The sequence below is a fragment of the Micromonospora andamanensis genome (genome assembly GCF_016863495.1).
Classification (GTDB): domain Bacteria; phylum Actinomycetota; class Actinomycetes; order Mycobacteriales; family Micromonosporaceae; genus Micromonospora; species Micromonospora andamanensis.
In genome coordinates, this window is record NZ_BOOZ01000011.1 from 16,159 (window position 1) to 33,008 (window position 16,850).

The window sequence follows — 16,850 nt, forward strand, 5'->3', positions numbered from 1 at the left end:
GACCGCCGGGTCGCCGTGGTGCTCTACGCCCTGACCGCGGCGGCGATGTCCGCACCCTGGCTCGCCTTCTTCGCCTATCTCCGTCGGCACCCGATGTTGCTCGGGGATGGGATCGACTGGGCGTTCGTGTCCCACCAGCGGATCAGGTCGGTGGTTGGCATGGTGCTCTATCTCCTGAGTGCGGCGCTGGGCTGGCTCGTCAGTCCGCTCATCGGGCTGGTCGGCATCGGCGTCATGATCTTCTTCCATGCGGTGACCACCGAGGGCATGCGGCGTGGGCGGTCGCGGCGGCGCACGCCAGCCTGACCGGTTGCGCTCGCCCCGTCGGCGCGGCTGGCGGCGGAGCACCGCGTACCCTTGGGCATCATGAGCGTCCCGTCCACCACTCCACGTCCCGTCGCGGCCAACTCCGTGTGGCCCCGCCTGGAGCCGCTGCTGCCCCAGGTGACCAAGCCCATCCAGTACGTCGGTGGAGAGCTGGGCGCGGTGGTCAAGGAGTGGGACACGGCGACCGTACGGTGGGCGTTGATGTACCCGGACGCGTACGAGGTGGGGCTGCCCAACCAGGGCGTGCAGATCCTCTACGAGGTGCTCAACGAGCTGCCGGACACCCTGGCCGAGCGGACGTACGCGGTCTGGCCGGACCTGGAGAAGCTGATGCGCGCTCACGGGGTGCCGCAGTTCACCGTCGACGCCCACCGCCCGGTCCGTGACTTCGACGTCTTCGGCGTGTCGTTCGCCACCGAGCTGGGCTACACCAACCTGCTCGCCGCGATCGACCTGGCCGGCATCCCGCTGCTCGCGGCGGACCGTACCGACGCCGACCCGGTGATCGTGGCTGGCGGGCACGCGGCGTTCAACCCGGAGCCCATCGCCGACTTCGTCGACGCCGCCGTGCTCGGTGACGGCGAGGAGGCGGTCCTGGAGATCACCGGGATCGTCCGGGAGTGGAAGGCCGAGGGCTGCCCGGGCGGACGGGACGAGCTGCTGCTGCGGCTGGCGCGTACGGAGAGCGTCTACGTGCCGCGCTTCTACGACGTGGACTACCTGCCGGACGGCCGGATCCAGCGGGTCGTGCCGAACCGGGCGGACGTGCCGTTCCGGGTGCACAAGCGCACGACCATGGACCTGGACGCCTGGCCGTACCCGAAGAAGCCGCTCGTGCCGCTGGCCGAGACGGTGCACGAGCGGTACGCGGTGGAGATCTTCCGGGGCTGTACGCGCGGTTGTCGGTTCTGCCAGGCCGGCATGATCACCCGGCCGGTCCGTGAGCGTTCCATCACCACAGTGGGACAGATGGTGCAGCAGGGGCTGGAGTTCTCCGGCTTCCACGAGGTGGGGCTGTTGTCGCTGTCGTCGGCGGACCACTCCGAGATCGGTGACATGTGCTCCGGCCTGGCCGAGCAGTACCAGGGTACGAACGTCTCGCTCTCGTTGCCGTCCACCCGGGTCGACGCCTTCAACATCGACCTGGCCCAGGAGTTGTCCCGCAACGGCCGCCGGACCGGTCTGACCTTCGCCCCGGAGGGCGGGTCGGAGCGGATCCGCAAGGTGATCAACAAGATGGTCTCCAAGGACGACCTGATCCGTACCGTGGTCACCGCGTACACGAACGGTTGGCGGCAGGTGAAGCTCTACTTCATGTGTGGCCTGCCGACCGAGACCGACGCGGACGTGCTGGAGATCGCCGAGATGGCGCACGAGGTCATCCGGGCCGGTCGGGCCGCCACCGGTTCCAAGGACATCCGGTGCACCGTCTCGATCGGCGGTTTCGTGCCCAAGCCGCACACCCCGTTCCAGTGGGCGGCGATGGAACGGCCGGAGGTCATCGACCACCGCCTCAAGCTGCTCAAGCAGGCCATCAACGCCGACCGGTCGCTGGGCCGGGCGATCGGTTACCGCTACCACGACGGTGAGCCCTCGCTGATCGAGGGCCTGTTGTCCCGCGGTGACCGTCGGGTCGGCGCGGTGATCCGGCGGGTCTGGGAGAACGGCGGGCGGTTCGACGGCTGGAGCGAGCACTTCTCGTACCAGCGCTGGGTGGACGCGGCCGCCGAGGTGCTGCCCGCTTTCGGGGTCGACCTGGACTGGTACACCACCCGGGAGCGCGACGAGCTGGAGGTCCTGCCCTGGGACCACCTGGACTCGGGCCTGGACAAGGACTGGCTCTGGCAGGACTGGCAGGACGCGCTCAGCGAGTATGAGCAGGACGACTGCCGGTGGACGCCCTGCTTCGACTGTGGCGTCTGCCCGGCGATGGACACCGAGATCCAGATCGGCCCGACCGGTCGGAAGCTGCTCCCGTTGACTCCGGTCAACGGTCTGAAGCTGTCCACCGGCGCCCAGCAGTAACCCGGCGCCACCGGCGGGGCCCGACACCGAGGAGCACGACGATCAGTAGGAAACCACAGCCCGAGGGCGGCCAGGCACCCGTCGTCCAGCGCGTCCGGATCCGGTACGCCAAGCGGGGACCGCTGCGGTTCACCTCGCACCGGGATTTCGCCCGGGCCTTCGAACGGGCGCTGCGCCGGGCCGGCGTACCGGTGGCCTTCTCCCAGGGCTTCACCCCGCACCCGAAGATCTCGTACGCCAGCGCGGCGCCTACCGGGGTGGCGAGCGAGGCGGAGTATCTGGAGATCGGCCTGCGTGAGCCGGTCGATCCGGAGCAGTTGCGGTTGGCGCTGGACGCGGCGCTGTCACCCGGACTCGACGTGCTCGACGCCGTGGTGGCCAGCGGTGCGAGCCTGCCCGACCGGATCGAGGCGTCCCGCTGGCGGATCGAGCTGCCGCAGGTGGATCCCGACGTGCTGGCCAAGGCGGTGGCCGTCTTCAGCGCCGCCGAGGAGGTGCTTGTCGAACGGATGACCAAGCAGGGGCGGCGCACCTTCGACGCGCGTGCCGCGGTTATCGGCATCGATGTGATCGCCGCACCGACGACGCCTTCCGAGGACCCGGACGTACCGTGTGCGATACTCGAACTGGTCGTGCGGCAGGTCACTCCGTCCGTACGGCCCGATGACGTCCTTTCCGGCTTCCGCGTGGTGGCCGGCCTGGAGCCGCCGGTGGCCCCGAAGGTGATCCGGCTGGCTCAGGGCACGCTGACCGCGCAGGGTGCGATCGTGGATCCGCTGGATGCGGACCGCGACGGGGCAACCATCGGCGGGCGCTGACCGACGGTCGGCGTCCAGGCAGGCAGACTTCGCCGGCGCGCACTCCGTGCGCCCGGGGAAACACCTTTGCGGCAACCCTGCGTGGCAGCGCTCACCCGCGCCCGGGGAAGCCAGAACTGGAGAACGTCCATGCTCGAGAACGAGCCCGAGGGCAGCGAACGAGCCGGTGTCAACCCGGCCGACGAGACCGTCGAGACCAGCACCGCCGAGGCGGCCAGCTTCCCCCCGTCCCAGGGGGTGGCCGGGCCCGGCCCGGTCGCTGACCCGCCGGAGGAGATTCCCGGTGCCGTGAGCGGCACCGCTGACCTCGGCGGCGTCGCCGATCCGGGTGGCACCGCCGAACCGGCGCCCCGGCGTCGCGCGACCCGCCGCCGGGCCACCTCGGTCAGCCGGCCCGAGCAGACCGACGCGCCGGTGGAGGCGCCCAGCGCCGCGACGGTGGGCAGCGGGGAATCGCCCCAGGCCGAGGTGTTCGCCCCGGTATCCGGTGATCTCGACCCTCCGGCGAAGACGCCACGCCGTCGCCGCAAGGCGACCACCGGGCAGAAGGCCGTCGAGGAGCCCCTGGCCGTGGCCGAGGCGGAGGTCGCGGAGAGCGACGTCGTACCGCCGGTCAAGGTGACCCGTACCCGCCGCCGGAAGTCGACGCCCGCGGCCGCCGAACCGTCCGTCGACGCCGCGATCGAGCCGCCCGCCGGGACCGAGCCGACGCAGCCCTCCGCCGGCGCGCCGGACGCCGGTCTCGCGCCGGCGGCCGGCACCGACTTCGGCTCCGCCGCGCTGCCCGCCGAGGGCGGCACCGACCCGGAGCCGATGGTCGCCCCGACCGGGGACGCTGAGCCGGTGGTTTCCGTCCAGTCGGAGGGGGCCGTCGAGCCGACGGGTGCGGAGGTGGCACCGGCCGAGCCCGAGACCCGGTCCCGTCGGCGGAAGGCCGCGCTCACCGCGCCGACCGTGCTGTTCATGGCCCCGGAAGAGGTGATCGCGGCCCGCGCCGCCGCGGCGCAGACCACCGAGGAGGAGCCCGCCGAGGAACCGGCCGAGCCGTCGCGCCGACGCCGTCGGGGCCGGCGGGAGGCCGAGCCGGTGGTGGCGGCCGAGGTCGACGAGGAACCCGCCGCGGCTGCCGAGGAGGCCCCCGAGGAGGAGGACGACGACGACGAGGAGACCGCTGGCGGTCGGCGTCGCCGCCGCCGCGGTCGCCGGGGCCGGGGCCGGGGCAAGGGCGGTGCCGACGACGGCGACGAGGTCGAGGACGGCGAGGCCGAGGAGGCCGTCCAGGCCGAGGCTGACGAGGCCGAGGCCGAGGCCGAGGAGAGCGACGAGGCCGAGGGCGACGGGATGACCCGTCGGCGCCGTCGGCGGCGTCGCCGGGGTGCCGGTGACACCGACGGTGCCGCTGACGACGGCGTACCCACCGTCGTGAAGATCAGAGAGCCGCGCCGGACGGTCGACGAGGTGCAGGGCGTCTCCGGATCGACCCGGCTGGAGGCCAAGCGGCAGCGCCGTCGGGACGGCCGTGAGCAGCGTCGAACCCGTCCGCCGATCCTCAGCGAGTCGGAATTCCTGGCCCGCCGGGAGGCGGTCGACCGGGTGATGGCGGTGCGCCAGCGCGGCGACCGGACCCAGATCGCCGTGCTGGAGGACGGCGTCCTGGTCGAGCATTACGTCACTCGCAGTTCCTCCGGCACCATGGCCGGCAACGTCTACCTCGGCAAGGTGCAGAACGTGCTGCCGAGCATGGAGGCGGCGTTCGTCGACATCGGTCGGGGGCGCAACGCGGTCCTGTACGCCGGCGAGGTCAACTGGGACACCACCGGCCTGGAGGGACGGGCCCGCTCGATCGAGCAGGCCCTCAGGTCCGGTGATTCGGTGCTGGTCCAGGTCACCAAGGACCCGATCGGGCACAAGGGGGCCCGGTTGACCAGCCACATCGCGCTCTCCGGCCGGCACCTGGTCTACGTACCCGGCGGCAACGCCTCCGGGATCAGCCGCAAGCTGCCGGACAACGAGCGTAAGCGGCTGCGTGACGTGCTGAAGAAGCTGGTGCCCGACGGCGCTGGAGTGATCGTCCGGACCGCCGCCGAGGGCGCGAGTGAGGACGAACTGGCCCGGGACGTCAAGCGGCTCCAGGCGCAGTGGGAGGACATCCAGGCCAAGGCCGCCGAGGGCGGTGCGCCGGTGCTCCTCTACCAGGAGCCGGATCTGGTGATCAGGGTGGTCCGTGACCTGTTCAACGAGGACTTCCGCGAGCTGGTGATGGAGGGCGACGAGGCGTACGACATGGTCGAGTCGTACCTGTCGCACGTGTCGCCGGACCTGGTCGCGCGGTTGCGGCGGCACGTCGGCACCACCGACGTCTTCGCCGAGTACCGGATCGACGAGCAGATCCTCAAGGGGCTCGACCGCAAGGTCTTCCTGCCCTCCGGTGGACACCTGGTGATCGACCGGACCGAGGCGATGACTGTGGTCGACGTGAACACCGGTAAGTACACGGGTGCCGGGGGCAATCTGGAGGAGACTGTCACCCGTAACAACCTGGAAGCGGCCGAGGAGATCGTCCGGCAGCTGCGGCTGCGGGATATCGGCGGGATCGTGGTGATCGACTTCATCGACATGGTGCTGGAGTCGAACCGGGAACTGGTGCTGCGTCGGCTGACCGAGTGCCTGGGCCGGGACCGCACCAAGCACCAGGTCACCGAGATCACCTCGCTGGGCCTGGTGCAGATGACCCGTAAGCGGATCGGCGCGGGGCTGTTGGAGGCGTTCAGCGAGACCTGCGACTGCTGCAAGGGCCGGGGACTGGTCATTCACACCGAACCGGTGCCGGAGAAGCCGCGCTCCGGCGGTGGGGACAAGGTCAAGGCGGTTGCCTCGGCGGGTGTCCCGGCGGCCGAGCAGACGACCGGTTCGGCCAGGCGACGCGCGCGCAAGGGCGCTGCGTCGGCGGAGCGGACGGTGGTGGAGGTCACCGAGACCGACGCCACGAGCACCGTCGACACCGACTACCACGACACCATGGGCTACGACCTGTCGCGGTACGAGACGGACACCCCGGCTGCCATGGACGTGGCCGACAGCCAGCAGGGCGAGTCGGCACGGCTCGCCGCGCCTGACGATCCGGACGCGCTCGGCGAGGCCGACGAGGAGGACGGCGGCGAAGGTGGCACCGGGCGGCGTCGTTCCCGTCGCGGTGGCGCGCGTCGACGTACCCGGCCCTGACGGCGTTCGTTCAGGGGGTGGCTCCGCCTGGCGACGGGCAGCCGACTGTCGACAGGTCCCGCCCGGTGGTGATGTCCGCCGGGCGGGACCTTCCCGTATGGTCGATGGGCGGTCGCCGCGGCCCGGTCCGGGCACGCTGACCCCGTCCCCGTGCGGTCGGGCACGCGGCGGGTGGACGCGGCCGCGGAGGAGGAGACGATGCGCCGAACGCTCGCCGTCACCGTGGCCATCGCCGCGTTGCTCGTCGGCACCGCCTGCTCGGCCGAGCGGCGCGACGCGGGCGAGCCGGCCGCTCCGGCCACGACGCGCGTCGACGTCACCACCGGCCCGACGACGCCCAACCCTGAGTCGTCGGCGGCGACACCCGCCCCCGGAGCGGCGGGCGGGAACGCCCCGGAGGTCTGCGCCGCCGCACAGCAGGCCAGCGGTGACGCGGGAAAGAAGTACGTCGAGCAGGTGGCCGCGATGGTCACGGCTACCGGTTCGGGCGACACCGCCGACGCGGAGGCCGCCGGTAGGCGGGCCGAGGCGGCGCTGTCCGACTGGGCGAAAGCGCTCAGAGCGCAGGCGGCACGCGCCGACGACCAGCAGCTCAAGGCGCTGCTGACGGAGTTGTCGCGTGAGGTCGGTCGGCTCGGCACCGACATCGAGGCGCTTGAGGGGACGGCGCTGGACCGGCTGCAGCAGCGTCTCGACCAGCTCTGCGCCCGCTGACCGGCGCAGCCCCGGTTTGGGTCCCGGCCCGACCATGGCGTACGCTAGCCTGCGGCGCACTTTGGTGTGCCGAGTTCCCGCGTGCCCGTGCCGCCGTGCTTCTGCTGCCCGGCGAGCCGCCGTGGGGACGACCGGGCCGGCAACGGTCGGGAAAAGACGCCAGCAGCCTCAACGACAGGGAGTCCGCCTCCGATGTACGCGATCGTCAAGACCGGCGGCAAGCAGTACAAGGTCGCCGAGGGCGACGTGATCGAGGTCGAGAAGCTCACCGGTGCCCCCGGTGACGCGGTGAAGCTCGCCGCGGTGCTCCTCGTCGACGGTGACGACCTGGTGACCGACGCGGCGAAGCTCGCTCAGGTCGAGGTGTCCGGCGAGATCGCCGCGCACACCAAGGGCCCGAAGATCCGGATCCACAAGTTCAAGAACAAGACCGGCTACCACAAGCGCCAGGGTCACCGCCAGCCGTTGACCCAGGTCAAGGTGACCGGCATCTCCAGCGGGAAGTAGGTCGTCCTCCAATGGCTCACAAAAAGGGTGCGTCCAGCTCGCGTAACGGTCGTGACTCTGCGGCCCAGCGGCTCGGCGTGAAGCGCTTCGGTGGTCAGGTCGTCAGCGCGGGTGAGATCCTCATCCGTCAGCGTGGCACCAAGTTCCACCCCGGTGACCTGGTCGGCCGCGGCGGAGACGACACGCTCTTCGCGCTGGCCGCTGGTGCGGTCCAGTTCGGCACCAGGCGCGGTCGTAAGACCGTCAGCATCGTGCCGCAGCAGTAGCTCTCCGGCGTAAGCGGGCCGTGGACCTGATGTCCCGGCCCGCTTCGCCTTTTCTCGCGCGGGGCCGGGCCCTGCTGGAAGGATTACGGCGTGACGACGTTCGTTGACCGGGTCGTCCTGCACCTGCAGGCCGGCGACGGCGGGCACGGCTGTGTCTCGATCCACCGGGAGAAGTTCAAGCCGTTCGGTGGCCCGGACGGTGGCAACGGCGGACACGGTGGCAGCGTCTCGCTGGTGGTCGACCCGCAGGTGCACACGCTTCTCGACTTCCACTTCCGTCCGCATGTCAAGGCGGAGAACGGGCGGGGCGGCGCGGGGTCGAACCGGGACGGCGGCAACGGCGCCGACCTGGTGCTCAAGGTGCCCGACGGCACTGTCGTGCAGACAAGCGACGGCACCGTGCTGGCCGACATGGTCGGCGCCGGCACCACGTTCGAGGTGGCCCGGGGCGGGCGCGGTGGCCGGGGCAACGCCTCGCTGGCCAACTCGCGCCGTAAGGCCCCCGGCTTCGCCGAGCTGGGTGAGCCGGGCGAGCAACTGGACGTGGTGCTGGAACTGAAGAGCGTCGCCGACGTCGGTCTGGTGGGTTTCCCGTCGGCCGGGAAGTCGTCGCTCATCTCGGTGATCTCCGCCGCCAAGCCGAAGATCGCCGACTACCCGTTCACCACGCTGGTACCGAACCTCGGCGTGGTCCGGCTCGACAACCACACCTTCACCGTCGCCGACGTGCCGGGGCTGATCCCGGGCGCGGCCACCGGCAAGGGGCTGGGCCTGGAGTTCCTGCGGCACATCGAGCGATGTGCTGTGCTGGTGCACGTCATCGACACCGCCACCCTGGAGCCGGGACGGGATCCGCTGGCCGACATCGACACCATCGAGGCGGAGCTGGCCGAGTACGGCGGGCTGGCCGACCGGCCCCGGCTTGTCGCGTTGAACAAGGTCGACGTGCCGGACGGCCGCGACCTCGCCGAGATCGTCCGGCCCGACCTGGAAGCGCGTGGACTGCGGGTCTTCGAGGTCTCCGCGGCCACCCGGGAAGGGCTCAAGGAACTCACGTACGCGATGGCGGAGCTTGTGGAACAGTCGCGTGCCGCGACGCCGCCGGCCGAACCGACCCGGATCGTGATCCGACCGAAGGCTGTCGACGACGCCGGCTTCACCATCGAGGCCGAGGATGACGGCTCGTACACGGTGCGCGGTGTCCGCCCGCAGCGCTGGGTGCGTCAGACGAACTTCGACAACGACGAGGCGGTCGGCTATCTCGCCGATCGGCTGGCTCGGCTCGGCGTCGAGGAGCAGTTGGCCAAGGCGGGCGCGCAGCCCGGTGACCTGGTCCGCATCGGCGAACGCGAGTTCGACTGGCAGCCGACCCTCTACGCCGGTGCCGAGTTCGTCCCGGGTGCCCGAGGCCGTGACGTCCGGCTGGAGGAGAAGTCGAACCGGGCCAGCGCGGCCGAGCGCCTGGCGGCCCGCAAGGCGCGCCGGCAGCGACCGGCCGACGAAGTCGTGTCGGCCTCCGCCGAGGTCGTGCCGGCGTCCGACGAGGCCGCGGCGGCCTCTGGCGCGGTCGGGCCGGCGTCCGACGACGGGGACGACGCCAAATAGCTCGATGCGCTCCGAAATGGGGACGACTGCTGGAAACCTTCGCGAAATTTCGTCGCCCTAGCGTGGAGTGATGCTCATCGAGTCCCGCCCCCTGGCGGATCCGGAGGTCGCCGCACTCGTCGTGGCTGGGCAGCGCGAGCTGGGCGGGATCACCGGTCGGGACATCGGTACGCACGGTGATCCCTGCTGGCTGACGGTCGTGGTCTCCGGCCGGGCTGTGGCGTACGGCGGGATCCGGGTGCGCGACGACGACACCGGCGAGTTGGAGCGGCTGTTCGTCCGTCCTGCCTACCGGCGTCGCGGCATCGCCCGCCAACTGGTCGCCGCGCTTGAGGAACTGGCGTACCAACGGGGGCACTCGGTGGTGCGGGTGGAGGCCGGCCCGCATCTGCCGGCAGCGGTGGCACTCTTCCGGGCCTGCGGATACGAGCCGACCACAGGCGTTGGTGGGCTCGCCGACGGGCCGTACCTCACCTGCTTCGTCAAGCGGCTGCCGGTGCCGGCCTGAGCCCGGTCACGGCCTGTCGAAGGGTTCGTCCAGCCTGCCTGCGGTACCGACCCGGTTGGACAGCAGCAGGCCGAGGATCAGCATGCCGAGGCCGAGCAGCAGGTGCAACCAGTCGCCAGGGCCGTTCGCTGGCATCCAGTTGGCGGCGCTCTCGTCCGCTGTCGCCAGCCCGTAGATCCAGAACAGGAGAAACAGCGCGCCGCCGACAGTCAGGAAGACCCGTGCCCCGGTCAGCCGCCGTGCCATTGCCAGGCCGATCAGACCGATGAGCACGAACACCAGGTTGCGGAGCACGGACACCTGGAACAGCCCGAACAGCTCCGCCCCGCTGCGGTGCCCGGCGAAGGCCATCTCGCGGTAGCCGGTGGTGATGCCGGGAACGAAACCGAGCAGGCCGAGCAGGAGGATGATCCCCGACACGATCATGGCGGCGAGCTGGACCTGGGTGCGTGCGGTCCGGTGGCCTGACCGATGTGTCATCGTTGTCACCTCCGAGGATGCGCGGGACAGCGGCCTGACCGCGACCGGACACTGGCCGTCGGACGCCGACCCTCTGTCCAATCCTTGAGGGTCAACGGCGTTTCCGCAGAAGAACGGCCAATCGGTGAGCGCTGGGCCGGGCTCAACCGGTACGCCGCACGGCGGTGATCACGAAGCCGCTGGCCGGCAGGGCCGGCATCCGGCTCAGGTCCACCGCGAGGTCCTGCGGCGGTACGTCGTAGCGGATGAACTCGGTCAACACTGCAAGCGCCCGTTTCATCAACTCAATCGTGATCCACTCGCCGGCGCAGCGGTGTCCGTGGAGATGGTCCCCGCCGCCCTGCGGGATGAGCGTGTAGGGGTCGCCAGGCCAGCCGGCGAAGCGCTCCGGCCGGAACCGCTCCGGCTCCGGCCACAACTCGGGGTGATGATCGGTGCCGTACAGGTCCAGCAGCACCCGCCGGCCGCGCGGGAAATGGTATCCCTGCCAGTCGAAGTCCCGCCGGACCCGGGCCGCGGTCACCGGGAAGAACGGGTAGTAGCGGCGTACCTCCTGCACGAACTGCCCGGCGGCGTCGGCGTCGCCGGGTACCCGCTGCCGCCAGGCGGGATGATCGTGCAGGGCCAACGCGGTGAAAACCACGAACCGGGCCACCGCGACTGTCGGGCGGAGCACGTTGAGCAGCTCCACCGCGGCGATGCGGCGGGGCAACAGGTGCCCGTCGCCGTCGCGATGCTCAGCGAACACCCGCAGGGCGGTGCCCCCGGGCGGCGACAGCGAGCCGGTGCGTACCTGCCCGACGAGATCACCGACCCAGTACTCGCCGCGGTGGCGGCTCAGTCGGCCGCGCCAGTGCCGGGGGCCGATCGCGGCGGCACTGGCGATCATGGCTAGCAGGTCGGCGGTACGCCGGTCCAGCTCACCGCCGGCCAGGGGCACCCCCGCCCAGGCGCAGACCGCCCGGGTCAGCATCGACGCGACCTCGGTGTGCAGGGTCACCGTCCCGGCCAGTTCCCAGGCGGGCAGCCGGGCCTGCCACTCGTCGGTGAAGAGCTGCCCCAGCCGCCGGACCGCGGTCGGGGTCATCAGTGACAGGTAGATCGCCTTGCGGTCCCGGTGGGCGTCGCCGTCGAGGCCCTGGACGCCGCCCCGACCGGTCAACGTCCGCTGGCCTCGGGCCGGCATGGCACCCTCCCGCGCGAACCGGTCGGCGTCGTAGAAGAGCTCGGCGGCGGCCCGGCCGCGCAGGCAGATCGTCGGTTCCAGCAGCAGACGGGTCTGGAAGATGTCGGTGCCGTACCGATCGCACCGCTGCCCGATGAACCGGTAGCCGGCCCGCAGGAAGGCCAGGGTGCTGTCCGGGCTGCGGTCCGTCGGAATGGTGGCCATCGGGTCCCCTGTTGCCGGGGCGCGGCCGTCGCCGACCGGCCGTTCCTGCATCGCGGGCTGGGTCTACCCAGGTCAGGGCCGCTGAACCCACCAGCCGGGCGGTGGCGTCGCCGGGCCGGTGAGGCTGGTCGGCTGCTGGCCCCTCCCAGGACCGGGGGAGCCTGGTTTGCTGGATCCGGCGGCGTTGTCGACATCTCCGGCGGTCATCCGGCCCCCGGGTCCGAGCGGTCGGTGCGGCGTCGGTCAGGCGGTTCGACGAGCCACGGGGAGGGACTGATGCGGGACAACCGGGCGGCGTACTGGCGACGGTGGATGACCGGGGCGTCCGGCGGGGAGCAGCCGCCGCTGGTGGCGCCGCCGCGCCGACAGTCCCGGCCCGACCGCCACTTCACCGTGCATCTCGGCTTCACCGCCGCCGATCTCGTCACCGCCCGCGAGGTGGCTGTCGGGTACGCCGAGGCGTTGAGCGTGCTCCGGCCCGAGCTGGCGATCGGCGCCTCCGCGTTGTCGCCGGCCGACGCCTGGCAGCGTGCGGAGCGGTTGTTCTGTGGTGCCCTCGGGCCGGACGGCGAGCGCTGTGTCGATGTCGCAGACCATTGCGGTTTCCATCACGGGCCCGGCCCGGGTGGCCTCGGTTGGGGCGACGGTGACCGTGGCTAGCGCGGGGTCCGGGAACGCCGGACCGAGCGACCGTTCCCGGACCCCGCGCCCGCGCTCAGTCCAGGTCGAACTCGCCGTCCTGAGCGCCCGCGACGAAGGCGTCCCACTCGGCCTGGGTGAACACCAGCACCGGGCCGTCCGGCTCGGCGGAGTTGCGCATGCCGATGAGATCGTCGACGAAGGCGACCTCCACGGCGGCCTCCGAGGTGTCGCCTTCGGCCCGCTGCCAGACCGCCCGGGAGAGGTCGAAGTCACCCTTGGGGTGCGCTGTCATGGTCCCGTCCTCCAGTACCAGGGGATATGGGGAAGCCGGTTCGTTCCCTCATCGGGCAGGATAAGCGGATGCCGAGCCTGAGCCGTGCAGAGGCGACCGCGCGTGGCGCGTCGATCACCGTCGAGTCCTACCAGGTGGACCTCGACCTGACCGGGGGCGGCGAGCGCTTCCGCTCCCGCGTCACGATCCGGTTCCGGGCCACCGGCACCGAGACCTTCGCCGAGGTCAAGCCGGCGGAGCTGCGCGCGGTACGCCTCAACGACACCGAACTGGATCCCGCCTCGCTCGACGACAACCGGCTGCCCCTGACCGGCCTCGCGGCGCAGAACACACTCATCGTCGACGCCGAGATGGCGTACACGAACACCGGCGAGGGGATGCACCGCTTCGTCGACCCCGCCGACGGTGAGACCTACCTGTACGTGATGTCGTTCCTGGACGACGTGCAGCGGGTCTTCGCCGCCTTCGACCAGCCGGATCTGAAGGCGCCTGTCACGTTGTCGGTGACCGCGCCGGAGCACTGGACGGTGGCGGCCAACGCGGCACTGGCGGCCAACCCGGCGCCGGGCCGCTGGGAGTTCGCCCCCACCCTGCCGATCGCGACGTACTTCTTCACCCTGATCGCCGGTCCCTGGCACGTCCGCCGGGACACCCACGACGGGATTCCGCTGGGTGTGTACTGCCGGCGCTCACTCGCCGAGCACCTCGACGCGGACGCGGCGGAGATCTTCACCGTCACCAGGCAGTGCCTTGACCGGTTCCATCAGCTGTTCGACGAGCGCTACCCGTTCGGCAAGTACGACCAGGCGTTCGTGCCCGAGTTCAACGCCGGTGCGATGGAAAATCCCGGCCTGGTCACCTTCCGCGACGATTACGTGTTCCGCTCGGCGGTCACCGACAGCGAGCGCGAGCTGCGTGCCACCACCATCGCCCACGAGATGGCCCACATGTGGTTCGGCGACCTGGTCACCATGCGGTGGTGGGACGATCTGTGGTTGAACGAGTCGTTCGCGGAGTATCTGGGCACCCGGGTCACCGCCGAGGCGACCCGGTTCGACCGGGCGTGGACGACGTTCGCGCTGCGCCGCAAGGCGTGGGGATACGCCGCCGACCAGCGCCCTTCCACGCATCCGGTGGCGCCCGAGCGGGTCACCGATGCCGCCGAGGGGTTGCTCAACTTCGACGGCATCTCGTACGCCAAGGGTGCCAGCGTGCTACGGCAGCTGGTGGCGTGGCTCGGCGACGAGGCGTTCCTGGCCGGGCTCAACGACCACTTCGCCCGGCACCGCTTCGGTAACGCCAGCCTCGCCGACCTGCTGGAGAGCCTGGCCGCCAGCAGCGGGCGGGAGCTGACCGACTGGGCGGAGTCCTGGTTGCGGACCGCGCAGGTCAACACGCTGCGGGCCGAGGTGGGGGTGGACGCCGCCGGCCGGTACCGCGAGGTCGTGATCGCTCAGACCGCGCCGCCGACGCACCCGGTGCTGCGCCCGCACCGCATCGGCGTGGGCCGGTACTCCGTGGACGGCACCGCCGAGCGGGTCGAGGTCGACCTCGACCCGAAGACCGACGACGGACGTACCCGGCTCGTCGGGTTGGTCGGCGAACCTGCGGCGGCGGTCCTGCTGCCCAACGACGGCGACCTGACCTTCGCGAAGATCCGCCTCGATCCCGCCTCGGTGGACGCGGTGCCGCTGCTGCTGCCCCGGCTCGCCGACCCGCTGGCCCGCGCCCTGCTCTGGGGAGCGGCGTTGGACGCGGCGACCGACGGCGAACGGCCGGTCAGCGGCCTGGTCGACCTGATCGTCGCGGCGTTGCCCGCCGAGACGGAAGTGATCATCGTGGAGGATGTGCTGGCGATGAGCCGGGCGCTCATCGACCGTTACCTCGACCCGCTGGCGCGACTGTCCGCGCTGGCCCGGGTCGCCGAGTCCTGCCGGCGGTTGCTCGACGGCGCCGCACCGGGGGAGTCGTTGCAGTTGGCCGCCGCGCGCGGGCTGATCGCCGCGAGCACCGACGCCGAGTTGCTCACCGGCTGGCTCGCCGGCCGGGCCGTACCCGCCGGGCTGGCGGTGGACACCGAACTGCGGTGGGCGCTGCTCGGTCGACTTGTGGTGATCGGTGCCGCCGGCGCGGCCGAGATCGCGGCCGAGGCGGCGGCCGACCCGAGCGCCACAGGTGCCGAGCGGGCTGCGCGGTGTCGGGCCGCCCTGCCCGAACCCGCCGCAAAGCAGGCCGCGTGGGAGATCATCGTGTCGAACACGGAGTTGTCGAACCGGCTGGTCGAGGCGACGGCGGAGGGCTTCTGGCAGCCTGAGCAGGCGGAACTGACAAGCGCCTACGTCGCCAGATACTTCGCCGACATGCCGGCCGCCGCGCGGCTGCGTACGCCCTGGGTGGCGGACGAGGTCGCCAAGCTGGCCTTCCCCCGCCACGCGGTGTCCCAGCCGACCCGGGAGGCGGCCGCGGCGCTGCTGGCCCGCGACGACCTCACGCCGGGGCTGCGTCGGGTGGTCACCGATGCCGACGACGACCTGCGCCGGGCTCTGGTGGCGCGCACGGCGGTGGCGGCCACCACCGCCTGACCTGCGCTGGCGTCGCGGCTCCGCGGCGCCAGCCAGATTTTCTCGGTATCCCGGCATAGTGACGCCTCCCTCGTGGCGTGTAGATGGGTGACACGAGGGAGGCAGCGCATGGACCGCGCGGCAGAGCGGGAGTTCCGGGAGTATGTCGCGGCACGGCAGGGAGCACTCTTCCGTACCGCGATGCTGCTCACCGGCCACCGGCAGGACGCCGAGGATCTACTACAGACGGCGTTGGCGAAGCTGGCCACCCGGTGGATGTCGTTGCGTGGCTCCGGCTCACCCGACGCCTACCTGCGCAGGATCCTCTACCACCAGCAGGTGAGCGTGTGGCGCCGGCTGCGACACCGGCGCGAGCGGTCGTACGCCGAGCCACCGGAACCGGCAGTTCAGGTCGCCGATCCGGCCGCTGACACCGCGTTGCGGCTGGCGCTGGCCGAGGCGCTGAGGGGGCTCACTCCCCGCCAGCGCGCGGTCATCGTGCTGCGCTACTACGAGGATCTGCCGGAAGCCGAGATCGCCGCGATCCTGTCCTGCTCGGTGGGTACGGTGCGCAGCCAGACGCATCGCACCCTGGCCCGCCTTCGTGTCTCCTGTCCCGAGCTTTCGCTGACCATGGAGATGAAATGACACACGACATCGAGAACAAGCTCGGCCGGGGGCTACGCGAGCTGGCGGACGTGCCGGTACCGTCGGGTCTCGCCGACGGCGCGTTGACCCGCGCCCGGTGGGTCCGCCGGGCACACGCCGTGACGGGTGGGCTGGCGGCCGTGGCCGCGACCGGTGCCATCGCCACGCCGTTCCTGCTGTGGTCGAGCGGCGGATCCGAGCCCGCTCAGTTCGGCGCGCCCCCGCCGCCCCCGGTGACGGCGTCAGCGCTGGCACCGACGGCGACGCCCGGCGCGGTCGGATCGGCGGATCAGGACGGCTGCGTCGAGGCAACTGCGATCACCGGCGGGGTCAAGCAGGTCGCTCCCGGCAACTGGCCCAAGTACGTGCGCATCGCGATGGACCGGCTGCCCGAGGGCAAGAACTGGGTGATGCAGTCGGGTTACGGCCCGTGCCAGCCGAGCGAGCGGGACACGCCAAACGCCTACTCGGTGATCAATCTCGGCCCCAGCCGTGAGGACGGTGGACACCTCACGCTGTACCTCGCTGACCGGAGGCACCACCAACTGCCGCGCAACTGCGCGGAGGTCGAGGCGGAGGCCGCGCAGCAGGGCGCTGACGGCGAACCCCGCGGCGAGGTGGTCGAGTGCACGGAGGGCACCGCCAGCAGGCCGCTCTTCTACGCGATCGACACCAGCTACGGCGAGCTCCACGCGGCTGCGGTGTGGGCCGACGGTCGGGCGGTGTGGATGGAGTCGATCCCCAACGAGGGTGCGCCGCTGCCGCTCGACCTGGACGGCCTGCGCACGGTCGTGACGGACCGGGAACTGGTCGACCAGCTCGGTTGAGCCGGGGTGCGGTCAGGT

Annotated in this window: 16 protein-coding genes; 13 read left to right on the forward strand and 3 right to left on the reverse strand. The window is 71.5% G+C overall.

Going from position 1 to position 16,850, the window contains the following annotated elements; genetic code table 11:
* The first annotated feature begins 18 nt into the window (after positions 1–18).
* From Van01_RS11330 to Van01_RS11370, 9 genes are all read left to right on the forward strand, one after another.
* Positions 19–306: a hypothetical protein gene (locus Van01_RS11330; RefSeq protein WP_204005506.1), complete on the forward strand. Its 288-nt coding sequence runs from the start codon at positions 19–21 to the stop codon at positions 304–306.
* Positions 307–366: 60 nt separating this feature from the next.
* Positions 367–2,352: a TIGR03960 family B12-binding radical SAM protein gene (locus Van01_RS11335; protein WP_204005508.1), complete on the forward strand. Its 1,986-nt coding sequence runs from the start codon at positions 367–369 to the stop codon at positions 2,350–2,352.
* 98 nt (positions 2,353–2,450) lie between these two features.
* A complete protein-coding gene (locus tag Van01_RS11340) occupies positions 2,451–3,170 on the forward strand; it encodes a TIGR03936 family radical SAM-associated protein (protein ID WP_204006130.1) in 720 nt (239 codons plus the stop codon).
* A gap of 129 nt (positions 3,171–3,299) precedes the next feature.
* Entirely contained in the window at positions 3,300–6,392 is a 3,093-nt protein-coding gene (locus Van01_RS11345; RefSeq protein WP_204005510.1) for an Rne/Rng family ribonuclease, read from the forward strand.
* A gap of 198 nt (positions 6,393–6,590) precedes the next feature.
* Positions 6,591–7,106 (forward strand): hypothetical protein, encoded by a 516-nt coding sequence (locus Van01_RS11350; protein ID WP_204005512.1) that lies wholly within the window; start codon positions 6,591–6,593, stop codon positions 7,104–7,106.
* Positions 7,107–7,298: 192 nt separating this feature from the next.
* The gene (gene rplU, locus Van01_RS11355; protein ID WP_093407572.1) at positions 7,299–7,613 is read left to right on the forward strand and encodes a 50S ribosomal protein L21; all 315 of its coding nucleotides are present in this window, start codon (positions 7,299–7,301) and stop codon (positions 7,611–7,613) included.
* Between the two features lie 11 nt (positions 7,614–7,624).
* Positions 7,625–7,879 carry a 50S ribosomal protein L27 gene (gene rpmA, locus Van01_RS11360; protein WP_091197044.1) on the forward strand — a complete coding sequence of 85 codons (255 nt, stop codon included), beginning with the start codon at positions 7,625–7,627 and terminating at the stop codon, positions 7,877–7,879.
* Between the two features lie 90 nt (positions 7,880–7,969).
* Positions 7,970–9,484, forward strand: a complete 1,515-nt coding sequence (gene obgE / locus Van01_RS11365) for a GTPase ObgE (protein WP_239099003.1) — start codon at positions 7,970–7,972, stop codon at positions 9,482–9,484.
* Between the two features lie 70 nt (positions 9,485–9,554).
* The gene (locus Van01_RS11370) at positions 9,555–9,992 is read left to right on the forward strand and encodes a GNAT family N-acetyltransferase (protein ID WP_204005514.1); all 438 of its coding nucleotides are present in this window, start codon (positions 9,555–9,557) and stop codon (positions 9,990–9,992) included.
* A 6-nt stretch (positions 9,993–9,998) separates the two neighbouring features.
* On the opposite strand, the gene Van01_RS11375 is transcribed toward Van01_RS11370, so the two are convergent.
* A complete protein-coding gene (locus Van01_RS11375; RefSeq protein WP_204005516.1) occupies positions 9,999–10,472 on the reverse strand; it encodes a DUF4383 domain-containing protein in 474 nt (157 codons plus the stop codon).
* Positions 10,473–10,614: 142 nt separating this feature from the next.
* Positions 10,615–11,862 carry a cytochrome P450 gene (locus Van01_RS11380; RefSeq protein WP_204005530.1) on the reverse strand — a complete coding sequence of 416 codons (1,248 nt, stop codon included), beginning with the start codon at positions 11,860–11,862 and terminating at the stop codon, positions 10,615–10,617.
* 276 nt (positions 11,863–12,138) lie between these two features.
* Between Van01_RS11380 and Van01_RS11385 the strand changes: the two genes are divergently transcribed.
* The gene (locus tag Van01_RS11385; protein ID WP_204005532.1) at positions 12,139–12,522 is read left to right on the forward strand and encodes a hypothetical protein; all 384 of its coding nucleotides are present in this window, start codon (positions 12,139–12,141) and stop codon (positions 12,520–12,522) included.
* Between the two features lie 55 nt (positions 12,523–12,577).
* Here the strand turns inward: Van01_RS11385 and Van01_RS11390 are convergent, their stop codons facing one another.
* Entirely contained in the window at positions 12,578–12,796 is a 219-nt protein-coding gene (locus Van01_RS11390; RefSeq protein ID WP_093407559.1) for a DUF397 domain-containing protein, read from the reverse strand.
* Between the two features lie 68 nt (positions 12,797–12,864).
* Here Van01_RS11390 and pepN point away from each other — a divergent pair, with 68 nt between their 5' ends.
* The 3 genes from pepN (at position 12,865) to Van01_RS11405 (ending at position 16,832) form a co-directional block, all read left to right on the forward strand.
* On the forward strand, positions 12,865–15,378 hold the full coding sequence (gene pepN, locus Van01_RS11395; RefSeq protein WP_204005534.1) for an aminopeptidase N: 2,514 nt from the start codon (positions 12,865–12,867) through the stop codon (positions 15,376–15,378).
* Between the two features lie 108 nt (positions 15,379–15,486).
* The gene (locus tag Van01_RS11400; protein WP_204005536.1) at positions 15,487–16,005 is read left to right on the forward strand and encodes a SigE family RNA polymerase sigma factor; all 519 of its coding nucleotides are present in this window, start codon (positions 15,487–15,489) and stop codon (positions 16,003–16,005) included.
* Complete coding sequence (locus Van01_RS11405; protein WP_204005538.1) at positions 16,002–16,832, forward strand: hypothetical protein; 831 nt, start codon at positions 16,002–16,004, stop codon at positions 16,830–16,832. Before Van01_RS11400 ends, Van01_RS11405 begins: the two co-directional genes overlap by 4 nt.
* Positions 16,833–16,850 lie beyond the last annotated feature (18 nt).

Bases quoted from the DNA above. Each gene is read 5' to 3' on its own strand.
- Van01_RS11335 (WP_204005508.1), top strand. From the start codon at position 367: ATGAGCGTCCCGTCCACCACTCCACGTCCCGTCGCGGCCAACTCCGTG.
- Van01_RS11345 (WP_204005510.1), top strand. From the start codon at position 3,300: ATGCTCGAGAACGAGCCCGAGGGCAGCGAACGAGCCGGTGTCAACCCG.
- Van01_RS11350 (WP_204005512.1), top strand. From the start codon at position 6,591: ATGCGCCGAACGCTCGCCGTCACCGTGGCCATCGCCGCGTTGCTCGTC.
- rplU (WP_093407572.1), top strand. From the start codon at position 7,299: ATGTACGCGATCGTCAAGACCGGCGGCAAGCAGTACAAGGTCGCCGAG.
- rpmA (WP_091197044.1), top strand. From the start codon at position 7,625: ATGGCTCACAAAAAGGGTGCGTCCAGCTCGCGTAACGGTCGTGACTCT.
- Van01_RS11370 (WP_204005514.1), top strand. From the start codon at position 9,555: ATGCTCATCGAGTCCCGCCCCCTGGCGGATCCGGAGGTCGCCGCACTC.
- Van01_RS11375 (WP_204005516.1), bottom strand. From the start codon at position 10,472: ATGACACATCGGTCAGGCCACCGGACCGCACGCACCCAGGTCCAGCTC.
- Van01_RS11380 (WP_204005530.1), bottom strand. From the start codon at position 11,862: ATGGCCACCATTCCGACGGACCGCAGCCCGGACAGCACCCTGGCCTTC.
- Van01_RS11385 (WP_204005532.1), top strand. From the start codon at position 12,139: ATGCGGGACAACCGGGCGGCGTACTGGCGACGGTGGATGACCGGGGCG.
- Van01_RS11390 (WP_093407559.1), bottom strand. From the start codon at position 12,796: ATGACAGCGCACCCCAAGGGTGACTTCGACCTCTCCCGGGCGGTCTGG.
- pepN (WP_204005534.1), top strand. From the start codon at position 12,865: ATGCCGAGCCTGAGCCGTGCAGAGGCGACCGCGCGTGGCGCGTCGATC.
- Van01_RS11400 (WP_204005536.1), top strand. From the start codon at position 15,487: ATGGACCGCGCGGCAGAGCGGGAGTTCCGGGAGTATGTCGCGGCACGG.
- Van01_RS11405 (WP_204005538.1), top strand. From the start codon at position 16,002: ATGACACACGACATCGAGAACAAGCTCGGCCGGGGGCTACGCGAGCTG.